Annotated in this window: 15 protein-coding genes, 3 tRNA genes and 3 pseudogenes; 8 read left to right on the top strand and 13 right to left on the bottom strand. The window is 42.2% G+C overall.

The annotated features are described in order from the left end of the window. Positions 1 to 89 precede the first annotated feature (89 nt). Both BM135_RS00365 and tsaE read right to left on the bottom strand, forming a co-directional pair. Positions 90 to 1,367, bottom strand: a complete 1,278-nt coding sequence (locus BM135_RS00365; RefSeq protein ID WP_092516772.1) for an N-acetylmuramoyl-L-alanine amidase — start codon at positions 1,365 to 1,367, stop codon at positions 90 to 92. Then, entirely contained in the window at positions 1,364 to 1,828 is a 465-nt protein-coding gene (tsaE, locus tag BM135_RS00360; protein WP_092516771.1) for a tRNA (adenosine(37)-N6)-threonylcarbamoyltransferase complex ATPase subunit type 1 TsaE, read from the bottom strand. Before tsaE ends, BM135_RS00365 begins: the two co-directional genes overlap by 4 nt. A gap of 205 nt (positions 1,829 to 2,033) precedes the next feature. Here tsaE and queG point away from each other — a divergent pair, with 205 nt between their 5' ends. After that, positions 2,034 to 3,191 (top strand): tRNA epoxyqueuosine(34) reductase QueG, encoded by a 1,158-nt coding sequence (gene queG, locus BM135_RS00355; RefSeq protein ID WP_092516769.1) that lies wholly within the window; start codon positions 2,034 to 2,036, stop codon positions 3,189 to 3,191. 715 nt (positions 3,192 to 3,906) lie between these two features. Here the strand turns inward: queG and BM135_RS00345 are convergent. Continuing rightward, a tRNA-Gly gene (locus BM135_RS00345) sits at positions 3,907 to 3,982 on the bottom strand. A 373-nt stretch (positions 3,983 to 4,355) separates the two neighbouring features. Here BM135_RS00345 and BM135_RS00340 point away from each other — a divergent pair. Continuing rightward, positions 4,356 to 7,736: an indolepyruvate ferredoxin oxidoreductase family protein gene (locus BM135_RS00340; protein WP_092516766.1), complete on the top strand. Its 3,381-nt coding sequence runs from the start codon at positions 4,356 to 4,358 to the stop codon at positions 7,734 to 7,736. Positions 7,737 to 7,856: 120 nt separating this feature from the next. On the opposite strand, the gene BM135_RS00335 is transcribed toward BM135_RS00340, so the two are convergent. The 4 genes from BM135_RS00335 to orn form a co-directional block, all read right to left on the bottom strand. Beyond that, complete coding sequence (locus BM135_RS00335; protein ID WP_092516764.1) at positions 7,857 to 9,293, bottom strand: NAD(P)/FAD-dependent oxidoreductase; 1,437 nt, start codon at positions 9,291 to 9,293, stop codon at positions 7,857 to 7,859. Positions 9,294 to 9,567: 274 nt separating this feature from the next. After that, positions 9,568 to 9,643: transfer RNA gene (locus BM135_RS00330), tRNA-Gly, on the bottom strand. Between the two features lie 53 nt (positions 9,644 to 9,696). After that, positions 9,697 to 9,772 (bottom strand) — tRNA-Gly (locus BM135_RS00325). Between the two features lie 272 nt (positions 9,773 to 10,044). Continuing rightward, entirely contained in the window at positions 10,045 to 10,590 is a 546-nt protein-coding gene (gene orn / locus BM135_RS00320; RefSeq protein WP_092516762.1) for an oligoribonuclease, read from the bottom strand. Between the two features lie 111 nt (positions 10,591 to 10,701). Between orn and rsgA the strand changes: the two genes are divergently transcribed. The 3 genes from rsgA (at position 10,702) to mscM (ending at position 16,157) form a co-directional block, all read left to right on the top strand. Beyond that, a complete protein-coding gene (rsgA, locus tag BM135_RS00315) occupies positions 10,702 to 11,760 on the top strand; it encodes a small ribosomal subunit biogenesis GTPase RsgA (RefSeq protein WP_092516761.1) in 1,059 nt (352 codons plus the stop codon). A 94-nt stretch (positions 11,761 to 11,854) separates the two neighbouring features. Then, positions 11,855 to 12,778, top strand: a complete 924-nt coding sequence (asd, locus tag BM135_RS00310) for an archaetidylserine decarboxylase (RefSeq protein WP_092516759.1) — start codon at positions 11,855 to 11,857, stop codon at positions 12,776 to 12,778. A 25-nt stretch (positions 12,779 to 12,803) separates the two neighbouring features. Continuing rightward, positions 12,804 to 16,157, top strand: coding sequence for a miniconductance mechanosensitive channel MscM (gene mscM, locus BM135_RS00305; protein ID WP_092516757.1), 3,354 nt, complete (start codon positions 12,804 to 12,806; stop codon positions 16,155 to 16,157). A gap of 168 nt (positions 16,158 to 16,325) precedes the next feature. Here the strand turns inward: mscM and BM135_RS17795 are convergent. The 6 genes and pseudogenes from BM135_RS17795 to pldA all read right to left on the bottom strand — a co-directional run. Beyond that, positions 16,326 to 16,550, bottom strand: a pseudogene (locus tag BM135_RS17795) (carboxymuconolactone decarboxylase family protein); the annotation flags it as partial. A gap of 309 nt (positions 16,551 to 16,859) precedes the next feature. Then, positions 16,860 to 17,171: pseudogene (locus BM135_RS00295) on the bottom strand (DUF805 domain-containing protein); the annotation flags it as partial. A 729-nt stretch (positions 17,172 to 17,900) separates the two neighbouring features. Beyond that, a complete protein-coding gene (gene yigL / locus BM135_RS00290; RefSeq protein WP_092516754.1) occupies positions 17,901 to 18,725 on the bottom strand; it encodes a sugar/pyridoxal phosphate phosphatase YigL in 825 nt (274 codons plus the stop codon). A gap of 21 nt (positions 18,726 to 18,746) precedes the next feature. Then, positions 18,747 to 19,745 carry a lysophospholipase L2 gene (gene pldB / locus BM135_RS00285; protein WP_092516752.1) on the bottom strand — a complete coding sequence of 333 codons (999 nt, stop codon included), beginning with the start codon at positions 19,743 to 19,745 and terminating at the stop codon, positions 18,747 to 18,749. Between the two features lie 36 nt (positions 19,746 to 19,781). Next, the gene (gene recQ / locus BM135_RS00280; protein ID WP_092516751.1) at positions 19,782 to 21,599 is read right to left on the bottom strand and encodes an ATP-dependent DNA helicase RecQ; all 1,818 of its coding nucleotides are present in this window, start codon (positions 21,597 to 21,599) and stop codon (positions 19,782 to 19,784) included. A gap of 167 nt (positions 21,600 to 21,766) precedes the next feature. Then, positions 21,767 to 22,627 (bottom strand): phospholipase A, encoded by an 861-nt coding sequence (gene pldA / locus BM135_RS00275; protein ID WP_092516749.1) that lies wholly within the window; start codon positions 22,625 to 22,627, stop codon positions 21,767 to 21,769. Between the two features lie 221 nt (positions 22,628 to 22,848). Here pldA and BM135_RS00270 point away from each other — a divergent pair, with 221 nt between their 5' ends. The 3 genes and pseudogenes from BM135_RS00270 to BM135_RS00260 all read left to right on the top strand — a co-directional run bounded on the left by BM135_RS00270 (position 22,849) and on the right by BM135_RS00260 (position 25,838). Beyond that, positions 22,849 to 23,334, top strand: a complete 486-nt coding sequence (locus BM135_RS00270) for a thioesterase family protein (protein WP_092516747.1) — start codon at positions 22,849 to 22,851, stop codon at positions 23,332 to 23,334. 987 nt (positions 23,335 to 24,321) lie between these two features. Then, positions 24,322 to 24,492, top strand: a pseudogene (locus tag BM135_RS00265) (branched-chain amino acid transport system II carrier protein); the annotation flags it as partial. 32 nt (positions 24,493 to 24,524) lie between these two features. Further along, positions 24,525 to 25,838 carry a sodium-dependent transporter gene (locus BM135_RS00260; protein ID WP_092516745.1) on the top strand — a complete coding sequence of 438 codons (1,314 nt, stop codon included), beginning with the start codon at positions 24,525 to 24,527 and terminating at the stop codon, positions 25,836 to 25,838. The last annotated feature ends 92 nt before the right edge of the window (positions 25,839 to 25,930 follow it).

Below are 25,930 nucleotides of genomic sequence, written 5' to 3'. Positions count from 1 at the left end.
ACCTTACTTACAATTTAGAGCCTATCGCAATTTAGAACCTACCGAGCCTATTTTGACAGACATACATTGGTTACTTTGGCACAGCCTATTTATCTCGGCTCCGCCTGTAATGGGTTAGCCAGAAAATAGTGACGCAATCCCAAATGAATGGCTTGTGCCAATTTTTCTTGATACTGATTGGAACCTAATAACCCTTCTTCAGACAAGTTACTGATAAAACCCGTTTCGACTAAAATGGACGGGATATCCGGCGAACGCAACACGCCAAGGCTGGCGTGTTCTGGCGTACGCTTATGCAGGGAACCAATTTTAGATAACTGGTTCAACACTTGCATAGCAACGTCATAGCCAACCCGCTGGGAATGCCCAAATTGCAAATCCAACACCGCCTGACTCAGATAAGGATCAGTGCCATTGGCGAGGGCATTTCCCGCCCCTCCCAATAATTCCGATTGTTTCTCATGCTGCTCCAGCCAATTCCCCAATTCACTGTTTGCACGACGGTTAGAGAGCACCCAGACAGAAGCACCTCTGGCGCTGTGATTAGGAGCTGCATCCGCATGAATCGAGACCAGCATATTGGCTTTATGCTTACGGGCAACTTCAGAACGCCCAGCCACAGAGACAAAATAATCGCCGTTTCGCGTCAATACAGGCGTAAACATGGGATCATTACGCAAAAGGGCTTCCAGTTTACGGGCAACGCTATTAGTGACGTTTTTCTCTCTCAGCCCTCGTTGCCCAATCGCACCAGGATCTTGTCCACCGTGCCCCGCATCAATGGCGATAACAACCGTACGGCGTTCTATTTCTTTTCCCGTCATTGGCGCATTATTTGTAAGTAAATACTTACTTTCACTTTGTGAAATGTGTTTATTGGATACAGATGAATTTATCCCTGCTCCATTGGCTTTCAACGTCATCACTACTTGCGATTTATTACCAACATGTTTCACCGTGGAAATGGTCGTGGCCTTATGTGCCAACTCCAGCACCACCCGTTGATGATGTGCATCAGGTGATTGACTGGAACGTACCAGTTTTACCAGATTCTGATCAGATAAACGCATCGGCAATCCAGAAATTTTACTGGCTTGCCGAATGTCTACCACCACTCGTTCAGGAGAATGCAAAGGAAAGAATCGATAATCAGGATACCCGCCAACGAATTCCAACGTCACTATGGTCTTGGATGGACCACTATTCACATGAATATTCGACAACGTAGCCGCTGCTGCTGTCATAACCAACTGGTTCAACATGAAAGACAAAACACAGGCCATCACCCAATGGGCACGCCGATTTTTTATCACATTCACGAAAATATTCACGAAAAAGGCATTCATCATGGTTGGGTATTCCTTCATAAGGACTTCAAATTATCCAACAGACTTTCACCATATTCAGATAACGCAACAAAACGAGCCTGTCGCCCTTCACTGTCATAACTTAAGTGCAGCTCAATATCAGCATCAGGCAAAACACCCCCCCCCTGCTGAGGCCACTCCACCAAACAAATGGAATCCTGATGAAAATAATCACGAATCCCCATAAATTCCAGCTCTTCAGGATCCGCCAGACGGTAAAGATCGAAATGATAGACAGGCCGTGGTTGTAAGGTATAAGGCTCGACTAGCGTATAAGTTGGGCTTTTCACATGCCCCTGATGACCGAGGGCTTGTAAAAAACCACGACTGAACGTAGTTTTCCCCGCGCCAAGATCGCCGTATAAATAAATAACATAGCCACGATCGCCAACTGCCGCCACTGCATTACCCAATGCGACTGTAGCATCTTCATTTGGAAGTGATAAAATGAGTTCTTTCATCGAAAAATATCTATTTTGATTTATTGAATTAGAGACTAATCAGGTAGACATATCAGTTAAACAGCTTAACCAATAACCATAACATAATTCAGACATTACCATTTAGCATCTTCTACACTGCCGTAAGGTCACATACTACATTTTTTGTATTCAATCCCTACTGTGTTAAGCTAAATGCCTTCTTTCAGCAGTAATTTGATATTCCATGACAACCCCCCTCGATCTGAATCTTCTAGCAACAAATATCAAGCAATGGGGCCTTTCCCTTGGCTTCCAGCAAGTCGGCATCTGTGACACCGATTTATCGGCAGAAGAGCCAAAACTACAGGAATGGCTTGATAAGAAATATCACGGCGAAATGGACTGGATGGATCGTCACGGCATGATGCGTGCACGCCCTCATGAACTTCTGCCGGGAACTTTGCGGGTTATCAGTATACGCATGAATTATCTGCCCGCTAAGGCCGCGTTTGCCAGTACACTTAACAATCCGCAAATGGGTTATGTCAGCCGCTATTCGCTAGGCAGAGATTACCATAAACTGCTGCGTCAACGTCTCAAAAAACTGGGTGACAAGATTCAAGAATATTGTGACACTCATGAATATCAGGGAACGCTGAATTTTCGTCCTTTTGTCGATTCCGCCCCTATAATGGAACGCCCACTCGCAGAAAAAGCAGGGCTTGGATGGGTTGGTAAACACTCACTTATATTGAACCGTGAATCAGGTTCCTGGTTTTTTCTTGGTGAGCTGCTGGTTAACCTTCCCTTACCCATTGATGCTCCACAAGATGAGCAATGTGGACGCTGTGTAGCCTGTATGACAACTTGCCCAACGGGTGCTATTGTCGAGCCTTACACGATAGATGCCCGACGCTGCATTTCTTATCTGACTATTGAATTGGAAGGTGCTATTCCGGAAGAATTTCGTCCACTGGTGGGCAACCGGATTTATGGCTGTGATGATTGCCAGCTTATTTGTCCCTGGAACCGTTTTTCTCAATTGACGGATGAAGCCGACTTCAGCCCACGAGCAGCACTGCATACTCCTGAGCTACTAGATCTATTCAATTGGAGTGAGGAAAAGTTCCTGCGTATCACAGAAGGCTCGGCAATTCGCCGTATTGGATATTTACGCTGGCTACGCAACATTTCCGTCGCTTTAGGCAACGCGCCGTATCAAGCTGATATCGTGTTGGCGTTGGAAAAAAGAATCGGTTTAAGTGAAGTTTTGGATGAACATATCCACTGGGCTATAGCTCAACAAATGGTTCGCCGAAATGCTAATACAATTGAAGTTCAAACCTCACAACAAAAACGATTGATACGAGCAATAACCAAAGGATTACCCCGGGATGCTTAATAATCAGTCAGCTGAATTTATTGTCAAAAAAATCCTTTATCTCCTTGTGAATAAAATAGAAATACTTTTCTGATCAACTAACAAATAGAAAATGAATATTGATAACGATATTTTGAAATCAGATCAATTATTTCAATTAATCAATAAGTTAAGCTTTAACTATTATTTTAATAGATAAGTTAGAAAAGCCAAATACGAAATAGCCTCCTGTGGATAACTCTGTGTAATAAGACGAGCATCATCAGGTGACTCAATAGAGCGGTAATGTTAAATTCTGTGGATAAAAAACAAGAATTGAATTCTAGTAGAAAACACCAGAAATCAGCAGCAAAGTAATAGTCCACTCATCCATTCTAGACGCTAATGGAGAAATTTTCCTCTGCCTCTTCAAAAATGAGGCGGCATTATGAGCCTGTTGAAGTAAGATAGCAAGCGCTTTATGAACAATTTATTTTTGAGTGAAATTGTATTTTTAATAGGGAGTTATATTTGGGGTGAGATTAAGCTAAAACCGCAGGCTTACAATGATGATCATGGAGATACATTGCCTTCCCAGTGCCAACAAAAAAAGGACTTACTTTTTAACATAGTGATAATGAATAACAGATGGATTAACTTAATCAACGGAAGCTATGGTTCTAAGCTAGGTTTATTAAAATTCCACGGATTTAAGATATAGGAAATAATTAATGTAGAAAAGTAGTATGAAGAGAATTGGAGCGGGAAACGAGACTCGAACTCGCGACCCCAACCTTGGCAAGGTTGTGCTCTACCAACTGAGCTATTCCCGCGTCACTGATGGTTAACATGATTAACCTGAGATGCCTGAATGCTAATTTTGAGTTCGGCTAACGATATAACCCGTAAAACCTGCATATCAGGATATGGGCGCCATTATGAACATGTTCAGATAAGATGGCAACCCCTTTGCATCCACTCCCGCGCTAAACGCTCAAAAGACATTCGCCGGAGTTTGATACAAAAAAACCATACCATAACCTCAATAGTTATCTTGAATACTCAATAGCCGGAAATTAACATTAAATAAACAAATAACCAACATCTAACAAGATTTATGGTTGTCGTAAGTATTTTGTAGAAATAGATTAGCATCAATTTTGGTTGTTACTTAGATGATTATTCTCCTGAGAGAGGGTCAAAATTATGGCTCGATATTATCAATCTAAATTTGTCACGGGCACTGAAGCGCTGGTTGACCTTCTACTCGCTCAAGCTGAGCTAGATGAAATCCACAATCTCAACACAGCAGGATTTGTTTCGGGCTATCGTGGTTCACCTTTAGCCCGTTTAGATCAAACATTATGGCAACACAGCAAAGAACTTATCCAAGCCAAGATTCGTTTTCAGCCTGCTGTCAATGAAGATCTTGCTGTCAATGCATTGATCGGCACGCAAAAAGTCGAAACAGATCCTGACAGGCAGGTTAACGGTGTTTTTGGGATGTGGTACGGCAAAGGACCCGGCGTAGATCGTTCGGGTGATGCACTTAAACATGGCAATGCCTACGGTTCCTCTCCGCACGGAGGTGTGCTTGTTATCGCCGGAGACGATCATGGTTGTGTCTCTTCTTCCATGTCCCATCAATCTGATCTCGCAATGATGGCGTGGACTATGCCCATCTTACATCCTGCATCAATTGCTGATTATCGTGATGTCGGCTTATGGGGCTGGGCGGCATCACGTATAAGTGGTGCATGGTTTGGTTTTAAGGCAATCAGTGAAATTGTGGAAAGTGGTACTGCCATAGAAAGTAAGCCATTCCCTGATTATAAAATTCCGCAGGTTGACTCTGGCCCTGATGGGCTGCATTGGCGCTGGCCTGATCTTCCCGGCCCGCAAATTGAAAAGCGTTTGGCCTATAAACTGAAAGCCGTTGAAGATTTCGCTAAACTTAATCCCATTGATTACCTACTCGCCCCTTGCGGGCATCCACACGCTTTATTAGTCACTGTTGGCAAAGCCCACAAGGATGTTATGGAAGCCTTGCGTGTCGGAGGCTTAACGCCTTCAGAACTGGCCCAACAAGGCGTTGCCCTTCTCCATGTCCGCTTGGTTTATCCTTTATCACCACTTCTCAGCAAACTTGCCATTCAAGTCAATAATATTTTTGTCATTGAAGAAAAAGCGGCCATAGTTGAAATGCTGTTGGCACATCAATTGGTTAAATTACAAAAAAATACCAACCTGATAGGTAAGCATAACCATCTTGGTAAAAAATTGTTGCCCGCTGACGTTGAGTTACGCCCTTCACGGGTTGCCGCCCCACTTTCAGGATGGTTACAGCAATTCAATCTATTTCTTTCCGTGCCTCCGGAATGGTCCATAAATCCCATTCAGCACGATGCCGCTTTGCCAAAACGCACACCTTATTTCTGCGCTGGATGCCCTCATAGCACTTCAACACGCTTACCGGAAGGTAGCCAAGCCCAGATTGGCATAGGATGCCATGTCATGGCAGCGTGGATGGATCGCAACACCGGAAGCGGCCTCTTGCCTATGGGGGGAGAAGGTATCGACTGGATAGGACATGCTCCGTTTGTGAATCGCTCCCACGTCTTTCAAAATCTGGGAGATGGCACCTATTTCCATTCTGGTCACTTAGCTATTCGCCAATCAGTTGCCGCTGGGAGTCATATTACTTACAAATTGCTATTCAATGATGCCGTAGCAATGACAGGTGGGCAGCCGCTGGATGGGAATATAACCATATCGCAAATTGTTTCTTTGATGCTGGCAGAAGGTGTGAAAGAAGTGGTTATCGTGACGGATGATCTTGATAAATACAAAGGTAAAAATAGCCTTCCTGCCAATGTGAAACTCTATGAACGGGATTATCTCGAAGATGTACAAAAACGTCTTCGAGATATCGTTGGTGTAACCGTCATCATCTACGATCAAATCTGTGCCACGGAACTACGCCGTAAAAGAAAACGGGGCTTGATGCCAAAAGTGACGAGCCATGCCGTCATCAATGAATTGGTTTGTGAAGGATGTGGTGATTGTCAAATACAATCAAATTGCCTCGCCGTCATTCCGGTTAAAACGCTTTTAGGCACTAAACGTAAGATAGACCAACATATTTGCAACTCTGACCTCTCTTGCCTGAAAGGATTTTGTCCCAGCTTTATCACTGTCGAGAATGCCAATCCACGGGCAGATCTCAGCAAAATCATCCCACATACTGAGTTAGACAAAATTATCCACAAATTACCACTACCAACGCTGGCTTCTACCGAAACACCTTATGAAATCCTGTTAGCCGGTATCGGCGGTACAGGAATCATCACTGCTGGGCATCTGCTTGCAAATTCGGCACAATTGGATAATTGCTTCGTCAGTCTGCTGAATTTTACTGGTTTTGCTCAAAAGGGAGGGGAAGCCATAGCTCATGTTCGGTTATGCCATGATCAGGACAAACTGCACCAAGTCAGGATCGATCGCGGACGTGCCAATTTGATCATCGCCGCTGATTTAGTAGCAGCAACAGGACAAAACTCTCTGGAAGTGATGTCGAGGGGATCAACAAAATGCATATTGAACACCCACGAAACCCAAATCGGTACTATGCTTCGCACCCCTATGCTGAATTTGGATCATCGCAAAATGCTAGATGTCCTAAGTCAACACACACAGACATTACGCTCCATTGATGCAGAAATGATGGCTGCTCATCTAGTTGGTGACAGGAACCAAACAAATATCATATTAATTGGTTATGCTTGGCAACTCGGCAAAATCCCAATCACATTATCTTCCATTGATAATGTCATTCAAGAACTAGGCTCCTCCGCAGATCATGCCCGACGGGCTTTCTGTATAGGAAGAATCGCGGCAGTACAACCAGATATTCTACAAAAAAACCTCAATATGACCTCGTCAGAAAATATAAAAAGTCTGGACGACCTCATTATGCATCGGTATCAATTTCTGGTGGATTATCAAAATGAAAGATATGCGCTGCGTTATCTCAGTCGTATTGCCCAAATCCAAATGGTGGCCCAGCAGATCGATGCAGAAGAAATTACTAAATCCGTTGCTGAAAATTTATTTAAATTGATGGCATATAAAGATGAATATGAAGTCGCCCGACTCTATGTCAAAACCGATTTTTTCGATAAGCTTCGCTTGCAATTTGATAATACGGATAACATCCGCTTTCACCTCAGCCTTCCGCTCTTTAATCGCAAAGATCCCCGCACAGGCCAGCGAGGAAAAAGAGAATATGGCTCGTGGATCATTCCTGTATTGCGTTTCCTCGCTGCATGTAAGCCACTGCGTGGTACTGCTTTCGATATTTTTGGCTATCAGGAAGAGCGTAAGCAGGAAAGAAATTTGCTGCTTGAATATGAGCGATTAATTGATGTTTTGATCGAAAAAATGGATCGCTATAATTTGGTAACCTGTCAGCAACTCGCAGAGCTTCCCAATCAAGTACGTGGTTTTGGTCATGTGAAACACAAAGCGATAAAAAACATGATGGAACGTAAGGAAACATTGCTGAAAGAATTGCAAAAAATGATGTGATAATAAGTGTTGGACATTATTAATAGTAATGTCCAACACTTTTCGAGATTCTGCTTTTCTTCATAATCCATTATTTCCAGCAATTTTAATTCCTTCCAGTTACTCATTTCTTCCAACAACTCATTTTCTCCAACAACTATAGTAATCACGTAACCGCTTTGTTATCTGCTCGTCATGACAAGAAAATGCAACTAAATCAGGGGGAGGCGTATAGGTAGCATCAATAGATTCAACTTGCGCACGATACTTATTGAGTAAACATTCATGGATTAATTCACTCCATCCCGGTCTAATATTCCAGAGACATTCATAACCCATCGCTGCTGTTTGCTGTGCAGCCTCCAAAATGGTCATATCTCGGTCAAGTCCGATTAAGGGTCGACGAATAGGCGTAAAATCGCCTAAGTCAATCTCCAAATTAGGTAGCCCCATGAGTGCATTCGCAGCATAATCCGCCAAAAGCGGTGATTGGTGTAGGCCATCCCGGTATGTGCCAGTCACAAGCCACAACCCATCTATGCCACACTCCCCAATCAATGGAAAACCATCAGCGGAAATGGGTCTATTGCCGACCTGAATTGCAAGAACCTCTGATTCAAACAAATCAACGTTTATCTGGTTATAAGCGCACTCCACAAGGAATTGTATGGTAGCAACTGTCGCATATGCATGAGGTTGATTGGACAAAAGATTGGTCGCGCCGACGTAAAGAACACCATCACCACGCGGAACACAATGTAGCCCACAAGCAAACGCACGATTAGGTGTACGAATCACTGATGTTGGTAATTCATCGGGATTTTTAACTTTGAGTAAAACAGACACGCCATGACCAGCGAAGAGCGGAGGAATTTTCTGCACGATAGAAAGCTGGTCTGATAATATATCGAGTGACTGCACTCCTGCCGCAATAACCACTTTATCTGCGGTAAAGCGCACTCCATCGACCGTTTCAACACCCGTTACGGCTCCATTTTCTGTGAGAACGCATTTAACATTGTTATCGACGATCTCTCCCCCTTCCCTAAGAAATGCAGCATCCAACATTTCAAGCAATATGTGGGAATTAAGGGCATGTTCTTCTGAGATATAAAGTCCTTGTAACGAACGCACCAAATCATTAGCTTTCATTCCCTTAATCGATTGCGGATCAACAACCTCATAAGGTTCATTATACTCACGAAGAGTACTCTCTATAGCATCATAATTACCACTATCAACGGCAGCCATTCCTGCGGTATTAAGAATGACATGAGTACCTTTTGCGGTAAACAGAGGGCGGGTATCCCCTGAAGACGCGACCAAACGCTGCGCCCATATTGACCAGCGATCCTTCGCAATACGATCCATTCTGAGTTTCAGTTTTCCATAATCGCTCGCGACAAGCCCGCTGGTTACTTCACCAAAACAACCATTCATTGCCCCTGCGGCTTTTGACGCAGCATTGCTACGATCAAGGCGTCCCAACCTGCATACTTTCAATTGGCGACTAGCAAGTTCATACGCAATCGAACCTGCAATAGCGCCAGATCCTACAACAATGACATCATAGTTCATCGGCTCTACCTCTTCATTGATAGATAAACGTCCCTAAGAAACTCTTAGAGACAGATTAGAGATGCTTTGCAGACAGCTAGGTTATGGAGAGCGCTTCCGTTATGAGCTTATTTTCACTTTAGGGAGATCACGACAGATTTGTGTCTAATAGTGATTATATCGAATGATTTAATCTACCAAAGGATTTTGATTTTTGAAAACAAAAAAAGCGCCGATCAAGGGCGCTTTTTTTGTATGACTTGCAGATTTTAATAAAAATCTACCGTCCTGAATTTGGAGCGGGAAACGAGACTCGAACTCGCGACCCCAACCTTGGCAAGGTTGTGCTCTACCAACTGAGCTATTCCCGCATTTATTATGGCTTCTGTCAGCCAATTCTTTCACACCTAAATAACTTTTAATTTGGAGCGGGAAACGAGACTCGAACTCGCGACCCCAACCTTGGCAAGGTTGTGCTCTACCAACTGAGCTATTCCCGCATATATTTAGTGTACTGTACTGTTGAAATTCTTCATCGGTACGGGGAGCGCATTATACGAGGAATTATTCTTCTGGCAAGTCCCCAAAACATAAAAAATTGCGTTTTTTCTCTGATTGATGATTAAATCGGCAAATAATCCGTTTAACCATCAACTCAGAGAACGTTTTACGTACAAACCATTTGTGCAAACTAATTATGTACAAACTATTTATGCACAAACATTTACATACAAACTATGTACTAATAGCTATTGTTTATTGTTGACTATGTCTATTTTTGAATAAAGTGTTCACGGTAATACACTAATTCGGCAATGGATTCTCGAATATCATCCAATGCCTGATGAGTATTTTTCTTGCTGAACCCCGACAACATCTCTGGCTTCCAACGGCGAGCCAATTCTTTAAGCGTACTGACATCCAAATAACGGTAATGAAAATACTTTTCCAATTCAGGCATATAACGGAATAGGAAACGACGATCCTGCCCCACACTATTACCACAAATTGGTGATTTTCCAGCCGGAATCCATTGTTCCAGAAAAGCAATAGTTGCTTTTTCAGCTTGTGCATCATCAAATTGACTCTGCTTTACACGTTCCACCAACCCACTAGCGGTATGCGTCCGTACGTTCCAATCATCCATCAATGCCAATTGCTCATCCGGCTGATGAACCGCAATGATCGGCCCTTCTGCAAGAATATTCAATTCCGAATCGGTAACAATGGTCGCAATTTCAATTATGCGATCGCGCTCGGGATCTAATCCAGTCATCTCTAAATCTATCCAGATAAGATTGTTCTCGCTTTTTGACATGATATATCCTAATTTCCTTCAAAAGAGGTAGTCTGTATCCGTGATGTATCATAACGTTTTTGAACATTCACAGCGATAATCAGCAAGATAAGTGAAAATAAGTGAGATTCGGTGGCTAAAAGTAAACTTTCCAAAGGGCAACAACGCCGTGTGCAAGCCAATCATCAACGCAGGTTACATAAAGTTGATACCAATAAACCAGAAATGGATGATAGCCAGTTTGGTGAACCACAGGAAGGGCTGGTGATCAGCCGATTCGGGCAACATGCCGATATTGAAGCAGCAGATTCTTCCATACAACGTTGCAATATCCGCAGGACAATACGCTCATTGGTCACAGGGGACCGTGTTATATGGCGCCCTGCGCTGCAACTCCAGTCTGATGTCAAAGTTAATGGTATCGTAGAAGCGGTCCATGAACGCACTTCCGTACTTACACGCCCTGACTACTATGATGGTATCAAACCAATTGCATCAAATATCGACCAGATCGTGATTGTTTCCGCTATCTTACCTGAACTCTCATTGAATATTATCGATCGCTATTTAGTCGCATGTGAAACACTCAATATCGAGCCTTTGATCGTACTCAATAAAATTGATCTGTTGGATGCCGAAAGCCGTGAATGGGTCAATAATGTCATGAATATCTACCGTCATATCGGCTACCGCGTACTTGAAGTTTCCAGCTATACTAATGAAGGTATTCCTGAGCTTACCTCTCTGCTGGCTGAAAAAATCAGTGTCTTTGCTGGGCAATCCGGTGTCGGGAAATCCAGCTTGCTCAATACCCTGCTGCCTGACAATGAAAAAGATATTCTGGTCAATAATGTCTCAGATAACTCTGGTCTTGGTCAGCATACCACCACCACCGCGCGCCTCTACCACTTCCCACTGGGGGGAAATGTGATCGATTCCCCAGGTGTCCGTGAGTTTGGATTGTGGCATCTAACGCCAGAACAAGTTACACAAGGCTTTGTCGAATTCCGTGAATATCTGGGAGGATGTAAATTCCGTGATTGTAAACATCAGGATGATCCTAGATGTGCCTTAAGAGAAGCGCTGGAACAAGGTACCATTGCTGAAGAACGTTTCGAAAATTATCACCGGATTCTGGAAAGCATGGCACAGGTTAAACCACGCAGAAATTTCACAGACGGTCAAAAATAAGACAATAATTAACGATACCCTGACATTCAAAATAATGGCAGGTACAATAGTCGCCTTTTGTCCAATTTGCCAAGAAAAGATCTAAGAGGTTCACGTGCTGGATAATTTTAAAATCAGGCTACAATATTTACTTCCAAAACAATGCATTACTAATCTGGCTGGTTGGTTTGCCAATAAAAAGGCTGGCTGGCTGACACAGCTTGTAATCAAAGCTTTCGCCAAAGCCTATAAAGTGGATATGAATGAAGCCAAAGATCCTTTATTCACCGCTTACTCAACATTCAATGAGTTTTTTGTCCGTTCCCTCAAAGAGGACATTCGCCCTATTGTCAATGAAGTCCACCAATTGGCTCTGCCAGCAGACGGCACAGTAAGTCAGCTTGGGGCGATCCGCGAAGATCAGATTATTCAGGCCAAAGGCCACTATTACACGATAGAAGCACTACTGGCAGGACAGTATCAGCTGGCCGAACAGTTCCGCAATGGTCAATTTATCACGACTTACTTATCGCCAAAGGATTATCACCGTGTTCACATGCCATGTGACGGCGTTCTTAAAGAGATGATTTATGTTCCCGGCGATCTGTTTTCAGTCAACCCCTTGACAGCAGCCAATGTACCAAACCTGTTTGCACGTAATGAACGTGTTATCTGTTTATTTGAGACGGCATTCGGGCCAATGGTACAAATTTTGGTTGGTGCTACTATTGTGGGTAGTATTGAAACCGTCTGGAGTGGTTGTGTCACACCTCCGCGTGAAGGGATCATCAAGCGCTGGACCTACCCAACAGAGGGTCAGGAGGGTGTAGTTTTCCTCAAAAAAGGAGAAGAAATGGGACGCTTCAAGCTGGGTTCAACCGTTATCAACCTATTTGCTGCTAATCAGATTAGTTTTGCCAACAACTTATACAGTGGTTCACAAACCCGCATGGGAACCATGATGGCGCAAGCCATCACATCATCAGAAGAACCTTCAGTGAATATTGATGAATCAATGAATAAAGATATCGTCAACTAATTTTAGATCCATGGAGCCCCTTATTGTGCGCCTGATTATCAGTTTACTGTTCAGCCTTTTAATTGCGAATTCGGCTTTTGCCTCTATAATACCAATACCGTTGGATGAAAACCAACTGAAGCAAGAGTTGCAGAAAGTTGAAGGCAACAAAAACCCACAATATTCTGAAATCGCTCGAACAAATCAAGGGGCTATAAGTTGGATTAACAAGGCCAACTCTGCCAATGCAAATGCCCGGGAGTACCAAAAAACGATTGATGAATTTCCTAATATTATCAAAAAATTACGTCAGGAAATTCTTACTGAAAGCAATACGAACATATCCATCCCAACCAATCAGACTATCAGCCAGTTAGATCAGCAAATCACCCAGACAAATAGCGAATTACAGAAGCAAGAACACCAATTACAGCAAGAACTGGACGAAACCCGAAAAATCAGTGAGTTCATAAGTCAATTACCTGAACAGCAGACTGAAGCAAAGAGTTTGCAGGCTGAAGCAGCTTCTCGGCTCCAGTCTCTGAGCTCACCTTCCACGCCACTGGCCTTTGCACAACTGAAACTGGCGCAAGCGGAAGTCGAAGCTCATAACGCTGTAATCAATGAGCTGAGGATAGCTCAACTTTCTGTCAATAATCGTCAGGAAATTGCGCACATGCGCGCCGATTTATTCAAAAAACGCTCTCAACGACTGGATAATAAACTCCAGCAATTGCGCTATCAGTTAAATATTCAACAACAGAAGAAAACAGAATTTGACTTAAAGCACACAGAAATGCTGGCGGAGCAGAGCGGAGAACAGATTCCTAAATTATTGCAGGATAAAATCCTGCAAAACCGCCAATTATCACAAATAACTGAGCAGCAAAGGGAGAGCATGGATGACATTAGCTCGCAACAACGCTTAGTAACCAATACTATTCTGAAACTGCACAAAATATTCAATACAATCCGTGAACAGGCACAATGGCTAAACTCATCCGCTGCACTTAGCGAATCTTTGAGAGCTCAATTCACTTCTATCCCTAAAACGCAAAAAATTCAGCAAATTGACAAAGATATTGCCGAATTACGTCTCAGCAGACTGAAATATGAAAATATGCGGGAAAACATACAACAATTATTTTCCTGGCAGACATCACCTTTATACAATTCACTGACGCCAAAACAAAAGGAAACCTATAACTCATCAATACGCACGCAGGAAAAGCTATTAACTTCTCTGCTCTCAGTATATGACAATAAAATACTGGAACTGACAAAATTAAAGGTAACCACCAGCCAATTAAATGATGTTTTAAAAGAAGTAAAGGATGTTACCCACCGCTATCTATTCTGGGTAGTAAATGTCGATCCCATATCGCTGAATTATCCACTATTGGTAGTGCAAGATCTGACACGCCTACTGTCTCTGGATACGTTCTCGCAGTTGGGTGTCGCAATCCTCGAAATGTTGACCACGCAGAATACTCTGCTTTATTTGCTAGGCACCTTGCTACTGGTCTTTTTCAGTATTAGCTCACACCGCCAATATCATGCTTTTCTTGAACGTTCCAGCAATCGCATTGGCAAAGTAACACAAGATCATTTCTCTCTGACTATGCGAACAGTTTTTTGGTCTATCGTCGCAGCATCACCGCTACCCATGCTCTGGTCAGCCATTGGCTACGGCCTGAAAAATGCTTGGCAATATCCGATAATTGTGGCAATAGGCGACGGTATAAGTGCAACAACTCCAATTTTGTGGGTCTTTATGCTTAGCGCAGCATTTGCCCATCCCAATGGTTTATTTATCGCACATTTTCGCTGGCCGGAAGAACGTATCAAGCGGGCTATGCGTTTCTATCGTCTTTCCATTTTCCTAATCGTACCTCTTATGATGGCAGTGATTGCCTTTAATTATTACGACGACTCAAAATTTATCTCAACCCTCGGCAGACTGTGTTTTATCATGCTGTGCATTGCGCTGAGTTTAGTCACTAACAGCTTAAAGCGTGCCGGCGTTCCACTCTATATGGACAAACATGGTTCAGGAGAAAATATCTTTAGTTCTGTTCTATGGTGGATTCTGCTCTCTGCTCCAATTCTGGCGGCACTTGCTTCGACCCTTGGTTATCTGCAAACCTCACAGGCGCTATTGGTGCGTCTGGAAACTTCTGTCGCCATCTGGTTCTTCCTGCTGGTAATTTACCATATTGTGCGTCGATGGATGCTGATCCAGCGCCGCAAAATCGCTTTTGAACGAGCAAAACAACGCCGTGCGGATATATTGGCCCAGCGTGCTAAAAGTGAAGAAGATTCAACCAATATTAATAGTAGTGTAGAGGGTTCGATCGAGGTTGAGGAACCTGTTATTGATTTGGATGCCATCAGTGCCCAGTCGTTAGGGTTAGTGCGTTCAATTCTGGCAATGATTGCGCTAGTTTCTCTGATCCTATTGTGGTCTGAGTTACATTCAGCCTTCTCTTTCCTTGAAAATATTCGGCTCTGGAACGTCAGTACAACCATCAACGGTGTTAATAGCATTCAGCCAATTACCGTAGGCTCAGTGTTAATTGCTATTTTGGTTATTGTCATTACTACGCAACTTGTCCGTAATTTGCCAGCCCTGTTGGAACTTGCTCTATTACAACATCTGGTGCTGTCACCAGGAACAGGTTATGCCATTACGACACTGACCAAATACAGCATTACACTCATTGGCGGTTTGGTTGGTTTCTCTCTGGTGGGAATTGAGTGGTCGAAGTTACAATGGCTGGTTGCCGCAATGGGGGTTGGGCTTGGTTTTGGCTTGCAGGAAATTTTCGCCAATATTATTTCCGGACTGATCATCTTATTTGAAAAACCGATCCGCATTGGTGATACCGTGACTATCCGTGGTCTGACCGGCAGCATCACAAAAATCAATACACGGGCAACAACGCTGTCTGACTGGGACAAGAAAGAGATTATTGTTCCCAATAAGGCATTTATTACAGAGCAATTCATCAACTGGTCACTGTCTGATACGATTACTCGTATCGTCCTGACGATCCCAGTTCCGGCTGATGTTGACTCTATCCGTGCCACCGACATATTAACGACCGCAGCCAAAAGCTCACCATTAATTCTTGATAATCCGGTGCCGGAAGTATATTTAGTGGATTTACAACAAGGCATCCAAATTTATGAACTGCGTGCCTACGCGGCAGAAATGGGGCATCGTATGCCTGCCCGTCATGAAATACATCAGCACGTTTTGCAGGAATTCCGCAAACATGATATCACCTTGCCATTTCCACCATTTCAGGCACGTGTTGATATTTTTGGGCAAGAGATCCGCAGTGCGACAACTAACTACACGGGTCGTAATCCTCCACGTAAACCGGGATCACTGTAACCTTACAGCAACATGACCAGACGCATACCTTTTCAGGTTAGTGGATTATTGGTTGATGCATAAAAGAACCAAATAAAACATATCTTCTTTTTCTTTCAAGTTGCAGCTTTATTGGCAGCGCTGCAACTTGAAGCCTATCGGATATATTGCAGAATTAATAACGTCATGTTACTGACGCATTCCGATTACAAGCCGATTCATCTCATTCATAAGCGCAATAGCAAAGGTCAAATCAGAAATTTCTTGATCAGTGAAATAACCTTTCAAAGGTAAATAGGCATAATCGTCTGCGTATGTTGCCACAATATGAGTAAGAGCTTCCGCCCATTCTAACGCTGCCTTTTCACGGGGACTAAACTGACCGCTGACCCGCCATCCGGCTAATTCATCTAGTGAGCTTTTTCCAACCCTTCTTTTACCGCACGGAACCCCTGCAATAGTTCTGGAGATAATTTATAGTAAGCAAAGCGTAAATCATTCATAAATAATATTCCTTATTTTAATATCGCAAGCACTATATTCCAGATAAATTATTTATGCAAAGGGCATGATTATTTTTTATAAAAAATTCATTCTCTCAAAAAGAAATCAATAAAATAAATTATACGATTAGTAAAAAAAAACACCACTAAAGGATAAAGTGGCGTTTTATATTATATGGCAAACTAAACTTTTAACTCATACTATATATACTCTGATATATTAGGATAATTTTTTCGGATCTTCTCCGTAATTATTATCGCCAGTCGTTCCTTTCAGGAAGAAAAATATTAATAAAACAATATTGGCAAATGGAATTAGGGACATCAATAACCACCAACCAGAATGATTCGTATCATGAAGGCGGCGCACTGCTACAGCCAGACCTGGAATAAGAGTTAAGAGCCCATAAACAACCAATAACCCAAAACCAGCGCTTTCATTAATTACTGTTCCACATATAAATAAGGATACAGATATAATAATATCAAATAAACGGAACATCCAATATTCTTCACGACGCGCACGACCTGAAAACTCAGCATAATTTTTAAAAAAACTAAGATACTAATTCATAATGTCTCTTTATTGAAATTAATTTATATAAAAGAAAAACAGGCAAACTATAAATGATGGTAAATTTTATACCTATTTATCTTTTAAAGTCTATATCCAATTATTGGTTGATTAACATCTCATTATTTATACCATTAGTAGATAGTGAATTAAAAAAAACTTCCAAATACAAAATTTAAAACAAAAACAACATAAATATCTCTAGCATATATCAAAGTTATGTATGATTTGATCAGGAAAACAAAACTAATTATTCTATTATTAATCTGGGTTAGATTATGATTTGTCTTATAAAAGTAATTAATTATTTTATTGTTTTAAAATCATTAGTATAGATATGAAAATATCTATTTTTTTTCCGGGCGGACTTGGCTTCTGATAGCACTTTTTTGATATCCAACTTCTCTTCATCAGTTACCGTTTCCATCGGGATGTATCTTATTCCGTGGTATATCAGTAATACCTCAGGTGAACCCGCACTCCTTCCGCTATCTTGATTCTTTTCTTAACCCCTTTTATTGGCAAGCTTATTGACTCTTTTAATCGAAAATCAATCCTAATATTTATCCAAATCTATTTTGCGATTTTCTACATTACACGGCAGGGGAGTTATCAAATGTGACTGAGAAAACATCTATCATGACATAAAAAACAGCATCACATCGGATGCTGTTTTAAAACAATTATTCAGACTATTAGCTTCAAATAGCTTCCAACTTGATACATTTTCCTCAAATAACAAGAAACAGCATCATCAGCATTGGAACCAATAACTTCCATATCAGGTAGAATGTCTTTCAAGCGCTGGTGCGCTCCCTGCATAATGCAGCCTTTGCCTGCCACACTCAACATTTCCCGATCATTCATACCATCGCCGAAAGCAATGCAGTCACTCAATTGGTATCCAATCAATTGACAAACTTGCTCCAACGCATGACCTTTAGAAACACCACCAGCCATCACTTCCAAGCAATTTCTCAGTGAAAAGCTGACATTAACCCTTGCTCCCCAACGCGCTTTAATTCTCTCTTCCAAATCCACCAAATAATCATGATCTTCACTGATGTAATAAACTTTACACACGCCATCAGTGGGAAAATTATCGCGTTGAAAAAGCTGATAATGGAATACTGACTCCTGAAAAAACTCCTCTTGCTCGGGAGCTTCCCTATTCATTAACCAAGCGTCATTATTGAAGTAATTTGTCAGGATATCGGGATTATCAAACTCCAATAAACATAAATCATGGGCAATCTCAGGATCTAAGTTATGGCTGAATACCAATTCATCCTGAATATTGTGAACTCTTGCACCGTTAGATGTGATCATATAAGCATCAATGCCCAACCCATCACGGATCTGCCCCACATCAACATGATGGCGCCCTGTTGCGAAAATAAAATGAATTCCTTGTTCCGTCAGCAAGTTCAGCGTTTCCTTGGTATACGGGGTTAATTTATGGTCGGGAGACAACAAAGTGCCATCTAAATCTGAAGCAACAACATGGTACATGGTTATGGTTCCTAAACTAGATCAGTTCTGGTCAAAAAAATCACAAATTGCATTGAGAGCCTGCGCCCGCAATGCATCTTCTTCGAACAGGATTTCGTGATGAGCTCCTTGGATAATTAGAGGATTTTGTTCTTCTTTTCCTGTTTCTGCTTTTTGGCGTGACTCACAAAAAGCCAATAGCTCCCGATTACTCACTATCTTATCTTCACTCGCTTGCAAGACCATGAGTGGGTTCTGAATTTTACCCGCATTTTCAATCAGATTATCCCCCATCAGCATACTTTCACGCATCCAATGATAAGTCGGCCCACCAAGGCGCAATTCAGGATAATCAGCACAGTAACGCAAATAACGCTGGTAACGCGCATAGCTGTGCGTTAATAAATTGATAAAATAGGGCAATGGTTGCCATTTCCCCGTTGAGAGAGCATAAGCGGTACGCCTTTTGAAATGGGGTTCCGCCTGTTCAACCAGAATATTGGCTAACCAACGAGGCATCGGTAAATAAATACCAAACATCGGTGCACATAGCGCCACAGCACGAAAAATCGGCTCTTGGTAACGCATCAGAAAACGACTCAAAATCGCACCGCCCATCGAATGGGCCAGTGCATAACAGCGATGAGCCTGACGGGGAGCCACTTCAAGATCAATAAATTTAGCTAAGTCATCCACATAATGATCGAACTCTTCGACATGGCCTTTTTGTCGATCATCCAATATTCGCCCAGAACGACCTTGCCCGCGATGATCAATAATAAAAATATCGTAACCCAAGTGATAAAAATCGTAAGCCACTTCAGGATATTTCACATAGCTTTCACTTCGGCCGGGCAAAATCACGAGTGTTTTGTCGTGGAGGGGGGAACAAAAGGAGACATAATGGATGGGAACATCATCAATCCCCATAAATTGCCTTTCTTCCCTCGTTTGCCAAAAGTCCAGTAATAGTCCATTTGTAAAGGCAGAGAACTGAGGTTCACGGTTTAACCAGCTTGCTTTCAATATCTCAGGCACCATTCATCATCCTCTGTCATTATCCTTTGGTTACTCAAGTCATTCAAAATGCTCACTGATCAACGTCATAAATGCATCTCCAAAACGTTCCAATTTCCGCTGCCCAACACCATTAATCAGCAAAAGTTCATCTGGTGTTATTGGACACTGTTCTGCCATTTCAATTAATGTGACATCATTGAAAACGACAAAGGGTGGAATGTTGTTTTCATCAGCAATGGATTTACGTAATTTGCGCAATTTGGCAAATAATTTACGATCATAGTTCCCACTGTATGATTTGTTTTGCTGATTGCGGCTTTTCAAGTTCTGGATGCGTGGTACGGCAAGTTGTAGAGGCATTTCGCCGCGCAATACAGGCCGTGAAGCCTCCGTCAGTTGCAGCGCAGAATAGTTGGCGATGTTTTGACTAATCAGTCCCAAGTGAATGAGCTGACGCAAAACGCTCATCCAATGTTCCTGACTCTGCTCTTTACCAATGCCATAAACAGGCAATTTATCATGCCCAAAATCTCTAATGCGTTGATTATTCGCGCCGCGTAACACTTCTACAATATAGCCAATCCCAAAACGTTGTCCAACGCGATAGATGCAGGATAGCGCTTTTTGTGCTTCCACCAGACCGTCATAACGCTTGGGGGGATCAAGGCAAATATCACAATTGCCGCAAGCTGTTTGGTGGCTCTCCCCGAAATAATTCAGCAACACTAAACGCCGGCAAGTCTGTGCCTCTGCAAATGCACCCATGGCATTGAGTTTGTGTCGTTCAATATCCTGTTGTTCACCAGCGGTTTTTTCTTCCAAGCAACGACGCAGCCACGCCATATCCGCAGGATCATAAAACAATACTGCTTCTGCTGGTAAACTATCTCGCCCAGCCCGGCCAGTTTCTTGATAATAAGATTCAATATTGCGGGGAATATCAAAGTGCACAACAAAGCGCACATTAGGTTTGTTAATTCCCATACCAAATGCTACGGTTGCCACAACGACCTGCAAATCATCCCGCTGAAAAGCATCCTGTACCCATGCACGTTGGTTGTTTTCCAGCCCCGCATGATAAGGCGCAACACTTAGCCCCCGCTTTTGCAGACGCTCCGCAGTTTCTTCCACTTTAGTGCGACTATTACAGTAAATAATTCCGCTTTTCCCTTGCTGACTACGGACAAATAACCAAAGCTGATCAAGCGGTTTGTATTTCTCCACTAAAGTGTAACGAATGTTGGGACGATCAAAGCTGCTGATATGGATAATCGGCTCATGCAACTCCAATAAACGTACGATATCCTGGCGGGTAGTTTTATCTGCTGTCGCTGTTAGTGCAATCACAGGAAGATCGGGGAAATGGCGGCGAAGTTGCCCTAATGCTCGATATTCTGGGCGAAAATCATGTCCCCATTGAGAAATACAATGGGCTTCATCAACAGCCAGTAAAGCAGGTTGCCAATGGTGAAGTTGATCAAGAAAGTTATCCGTTACCAACCGTTCAGGGGCGATATAGAGCAGCTTAATGATCCCTTGACGGCAACGTTGGATGATATCAAATTGCTGTTCACGGCTCTGGGTTGAGTTCAGACATTCTGCTTCAACTCCATTCGCACGTAGCTGATCAACCTGATCTTTCATCAATGAGATTAATGGAGACACAACCAGAGTCAGCCCATTTTTAACCAACGCGGGAATCTGGTAACACAACGATTTACCACCTCCCGTTGGCATAATTACCAGACAATCTCGCCCGTCAAGAACGGCGTCGATAACCTGCTGCTGTCCCGGACGAAATTGCTGGTATCCGAATGTTTTTCGTAATGCTTGTTCAGCCAGCGATGCCGTGCTGATGAGTTCTGCGGTAGACACGCCTTTCCTCGATCGTTAGAAGCTAATCCCTGAAAAAGCCTAAAAATCAGGCTATAAAAAATACACCCGCGATCCAATCGCCTGTATATTATGCAATCTCATTGTAAGAGTAGTGACAGTATAAAAAGTAGTGACAGTATAAAAAAACAGTTACAGTATAAAAATGGTTACAGCATATCATTCAGCATGACACCGATACCAAAACGGGTCTGCTTGAAATTGTAGTCAATCATCGATTCGCCATAACCGCTGAAAAACTGGGTATAAATACGAACATATTTCGATATCGGATAACTCCACCCCAATTCTCCACTACCATAACCATGGTTCCAGTTATAGCGCCCTTGAACAGTAAACACACTATCTCCCCAGATATAGCCAACTTTCAGTCGGTAATATCCCATATAACGGTTCATGTCCAAGTTATCGTCACGACGGGAGCTTTCAGGTAGTCGATACCACGATTTCAAATCCACCTGCCAATTGCCATTCTGTGCCATGAAGCGCGAGTAAAGCCGATTCCAGCTGCGGGAAGTCGCTTCTGGTCGCCCGTTTGATTGATGATTAAACCCAGCCTCAATTTCCCGCAAGTGCCAACCAGCAAATTCATAGTCAGTTAGCCATGCCAGAAAGAGTTGTGGTTCATAATTCGTTTCACGAAACGGAGACGATTCCGGTTTATTACTGAACTGCCACCATGAACGCTGTGTATAAGAAGCGCCAAGCAACGAGTTCTCTCCAACAATTCCCCGCCACAATGGAAAGCCAAAACTTATCTGAAAACTGACTTCATCTTTACGGGCGTGATCTGCCCAATTATAGCTATGAATCGCCGATTTATTAATATGGCTCCCGTAAGTATAAATAATGTAATTCGTATCATAGGGATAGAGCATTAACGTAGACTCTTGCTCGCCCAACATCATTGAGAGCACGCTTCCTCTCACTTCACCAACCTGATTGCCTGCTGCATGAGCCAATGGCGATAATAAACCGATAATAACCAGTATATTCCATAACAAGCGCATTTCTGGTTTTCCTATTGTGGTAATTTCAAACTAAAAAATTACTGCTTATTCTACACACTATATGGTTATTTTTTGTAGTCTGTTTTTTTCTATGTATTGTTTTTCGAAATGCGTCACAGACTGGCAAAGTCGGTAACGAAAGAATAAACTTAACAAGTTATTAACTATAAAGATCCATCTAATATCAGTCGGTTTTACTTTTCATTATCAGGAAATCCACCATGGAAAATATCCAGCGAACAGACACAACATTAACTCCAGAAGAAGCCCGTAAATTTATTGGTGAAGTGTTTGTTTATCATATGCCATTCAACCAGCTGTTGGGTCTCGAATTGCTCCGCTTCGAACAAGACTACGTAGAATTGCAATTTCGCTATCAGGAAAAATTGGTCGGTAATATGGTGCATAAAATTCTGCACGGTGGTGCGATTGCTTCCATATTAGATGTTGCCGGAGGGCTGGTTTGTGCAGGCAATGCACTGACAGCGATTGAAACGCTCACAATCGCAGAGATCCAAAAACGTCTTACGACATTGGGCACTATTGATTTGCGCGTGGATTACCTGAGACCCGGACGTGGTGAAGTATTTACCGCCAGTTGCAACATTATCCGCGCTGGCAATAAAGTTTCTGTCGCCAGAATTGAATTACATAATGAGAAACAAGTGCATATTGCTAGTGCAGTAGGAACTTATTTGGTTGGTTGATGATTTGGTCGTGTATTCAATCCGTTGATTGACATCAAACAGAGTATTCACGTTCAATGAAAGTAGCGATGACTTTATCATGCATACATAGACGCCCCTTGTTAGGCAAGTCATTTAGGCGTATTTATCCTGATATCGAGTCTTTAACATCTTTATTATCGTCATGTGAATTAAATCATCCTATTGGTCAACGAATAGTAATAATAGCAACAGATACAGAAGGTGAAGGATACTTTAAAGATAATAGTAAAAATGGCGATTTTTCTTATTTTGTAGGTATAAACCAATTCATGATACTACCCTACTAAAAAAATTATTTGAGATAATGGAAGACACTTTTGAAAAAATACCTTTCACAGTTCCAAGAAACGTTCTGTTTTAGTTGATTTTTAAATAATACTCCAAAATATATTATAAATATAAGACGCATAAATAAACCAATCATAGAGCCACTAATTCAATCGCTAAAACATTCAAAACAACTATTAACATCCCACCACTCTGGGTATATGATACCTAGCTACAACAAACAGACTTCCGACAACAGCTACCCTGAACCTACCTTATCCATTATCTAGATCTAGGGCGGGGTTCTACTTTGTAGAAAAAATAATCATTACACAAATATTGATAATTTCACACATTCAATACGATTTTATTGATAGGTTTTGATATCTGTTATGTGTAATTTTTATGCAAAATGAAGAACTGTAGTGGAGTAATAATCTTGGACACCTCACAAGGTGTTGGTGCATGTTTTTTAGCACTTAAAAGTTTTACTTGGGGGCAGTTGTTGGCGATTCTAGCTGTTATTTGTTATTACCACTTATTACCATTATCATTCTGTATTTTGCGAGTATCAGTGAATATGATGCTTATCACTGACTGTTAAATCAGAATCTAGTTTCGCCAGTGGAAATCCAATTAGTTGCGATAGTTACTATTACATGTGCAATTATTTTTTACAACAATAAGTTAACAATTATTATGACATACCGTTTATCATCTAAAGATATTTGGGCATTGGGCTTTATGACCTTTGCCCTACTCGTCGGAGCCAGAAATCTCATTTTCCCGCCTATGGTTGGCCTGCAGGCGGGTGAGCATGTTTGGAACACTGCTGCTGGTTTTTTGCTTACGGCTGTAGTACTAGGTATATGTGCTGACACTGTATCTATTCGGGGGTTAGCATGAGTCAACAATGGACATCCCGTCTGGGGCACATATTAGCAGCAACTGGATCTGCCGTTGGCATTGGTGCCATCTGGAAATTCTCATATGTTTCAGCAACAAATGGTGGCGGTGCATTTCTGGTTGTATTTTTATTGTTTAGCTTCGTGATTGGATTAGCGATTCTGTTAGCTGAAAACATACTGGGAAGCAGTACGGGTGAAGTGGCCGTTAATGCATTTAAAAAATTACTTGGTAAACACTGGGGGTGGGTTGGCTTTATAGGTATATTCAGTTCATGGTGTATCTATAGCTTCTACAGTGTTGTCGGTGGTTGGACCATTGGTTACGCGGTGATGGCGAGTACAGGAAAGTTGAATATTACAGATATCTCTCAACTGACATCTATTTTCACCAATTTCATCAGCAATCCATGGTGGCCAATAATCGCACATCTGACATTTTCAGGGCTAACCTGTTTCGTGGTATTATCTGGTGTGCAAAAAGGTTTAGAAAAATCAGTTAAGGTCATGATGCCACTGTTATTCTTAATCATGATAGTGTTAATTATTGTCGGCATCCGTTTACCTGGCTCATCAGAAGGGCTAAAATTATTTTTATACCCAGACTTCAATAGGTTGACTGGAAAAGGTGTTTTAGATGCATTAGGGTTGGCGTTTTTTTCACTGTCTATCGGTTTGGGGATTCACATTACGTACAGCTCTTATTTGCCGAATAACAAAGGTATTGGTAAATCGAGTATCTGGGTTGTAATCCTCTCCTGTTTGGTCTGTATATTGGCTGGCCTGATGATTTTTCCTGCCTTGGCAGCTGCTGGCTTAAAACCAAATGCGGGACCCGGATTAACGTTTATGACGATGCCAATTTATTTCGCCAGTCTTCCTGGTGGCTCAATCTTAGCAGTCACTTTCTTTTTATTGTTATTAATGGCCGCACTGACCTCATCAATTTCATTACTTGAACACATTGTTGCTTATGTTCAGACACGCTTTCAATGGTCGCGTCGTAAAACAAGCTTAATAGTCACGGCATCGATTATGTTAATGGGGATCCCTGTTTCCTTATCTTTTGGTCCTCTAAGCCACGTCACATTAGGTGGAAAATCCATCTTCGACATGCTGGACTTTATTACTTCCAATGTCCTAATGCCATTGTTCGGGATTATCATTTGCCTCGTATTTGGCTGGTCACGTAAGGTCTATGCACTAATACCGGATAATATGCCATCGCGGAACCGCCAGTGTTTACTGTTTATATGGAGATATGCCGGACCTTTATGTATCGGAATTATTTTGGTACATGGGCTTATTTGATTGTGTTAGGCGTTGGTGCTAAATCTTCAGACCCGCCAAGCACTTCAAGTAGTGAATACGGTGGAGCAACTTTTAAAGGTTTATTCGGGTGG

Origin of the sequence: Xenorhabdus japonica, assembly GCF_900115195.1 — a bacterium.
GTDB classification, from domain to species: Bacteria; Pseudomonadota; Gammaproteobacteria; order Enterobacterales; family Enterobacteriaceae; genus Xenorhabdus; species Xenorhabdus japonica.
This window is presented reverse-complemented; position numbering and strand designations above follow the sequence as displayed.

What these genes read in the sequence shown, in the direction of transcription:
- tsaE (WP_092516771.1), bottom strand. Translation starts at nt 1,828, where the DNA reads ATGAAAGAACTCATTTTATCACTTCCAAATGAAGATGCTACAGTCGCA.
- yigL (WP_092516754.1), bottom strand. Translation starts at nt 18,725, where the DNA reads ATGTACCATGTTGTTGCTTCAGATTTAGATGGCACTTTGTTGTCTCCC.
- queG (WP_092516769.1), top strand. Translation starts at nt 2,034, where the DNA reads ATGACAACCCCCCTCGATCTGAATCTTCTAGCAACAAATATCAAGCAA.
- BM135_RS00270 (WP_092516747.1), top strand. Translation starts at nt 22,849, where the DNA reads ATGGAAAATATCCAGCGAACAGACACAACATTAACTCCAGAAGAAGCC.
- BM135_RS00260 (WP_092516745.1), top strand. Translation starts at nt 24,525, where the DNA reads ATGAGTCAACAATGGACATCCCGTCTGGGGCACATATTAGCAGCAACT.
- BM135_RS00365 (WP_092516772.1), bottom strand. Translation starts at nt 1,367, where the DNA reads ATGAAGGAATACCCAACCATGATGAATGCCTTTTTCGTGAATATTTTC.
- BM135_RS00340 (WP_092516766.1), top strand. Translation starts at nt 4,356, where the DNA reads ATGGCTCGATATTATCAATCTAAATTTGTCACGGGCACTGAAGCGCTG.
- pldB (WP_092516752.1), bottom strand. Translation starts at nt 19,745, where the DNA reads ATGGTGCCTGAGATATTGAAAGCAAGCTGGTTAAACCGTGAACCTCAG.
- pldA (WP_092516749.1), bottom strand. Translation starts at nt 22,627, where the DNA reads ATGCGCTTGTTATGGAATATACTGGTTATTATCGGTTTATTATCGCCA.
- BM135_RS00335 (WP_092516764.1), bottom strand. Translation starts at nt 9,293, where the DNA reads ATGAACTATGATGTCATTGTTGTAGGATCTGGCGCTATTGCAGGTTCG.
- orn (WP_092516762.1), bottom strand. Translation starts at nt 10,590, where the DNA reads ATGTCAAAAAGCGAGAACAATCTTATCTGGATAGATTTAGAGATGACT.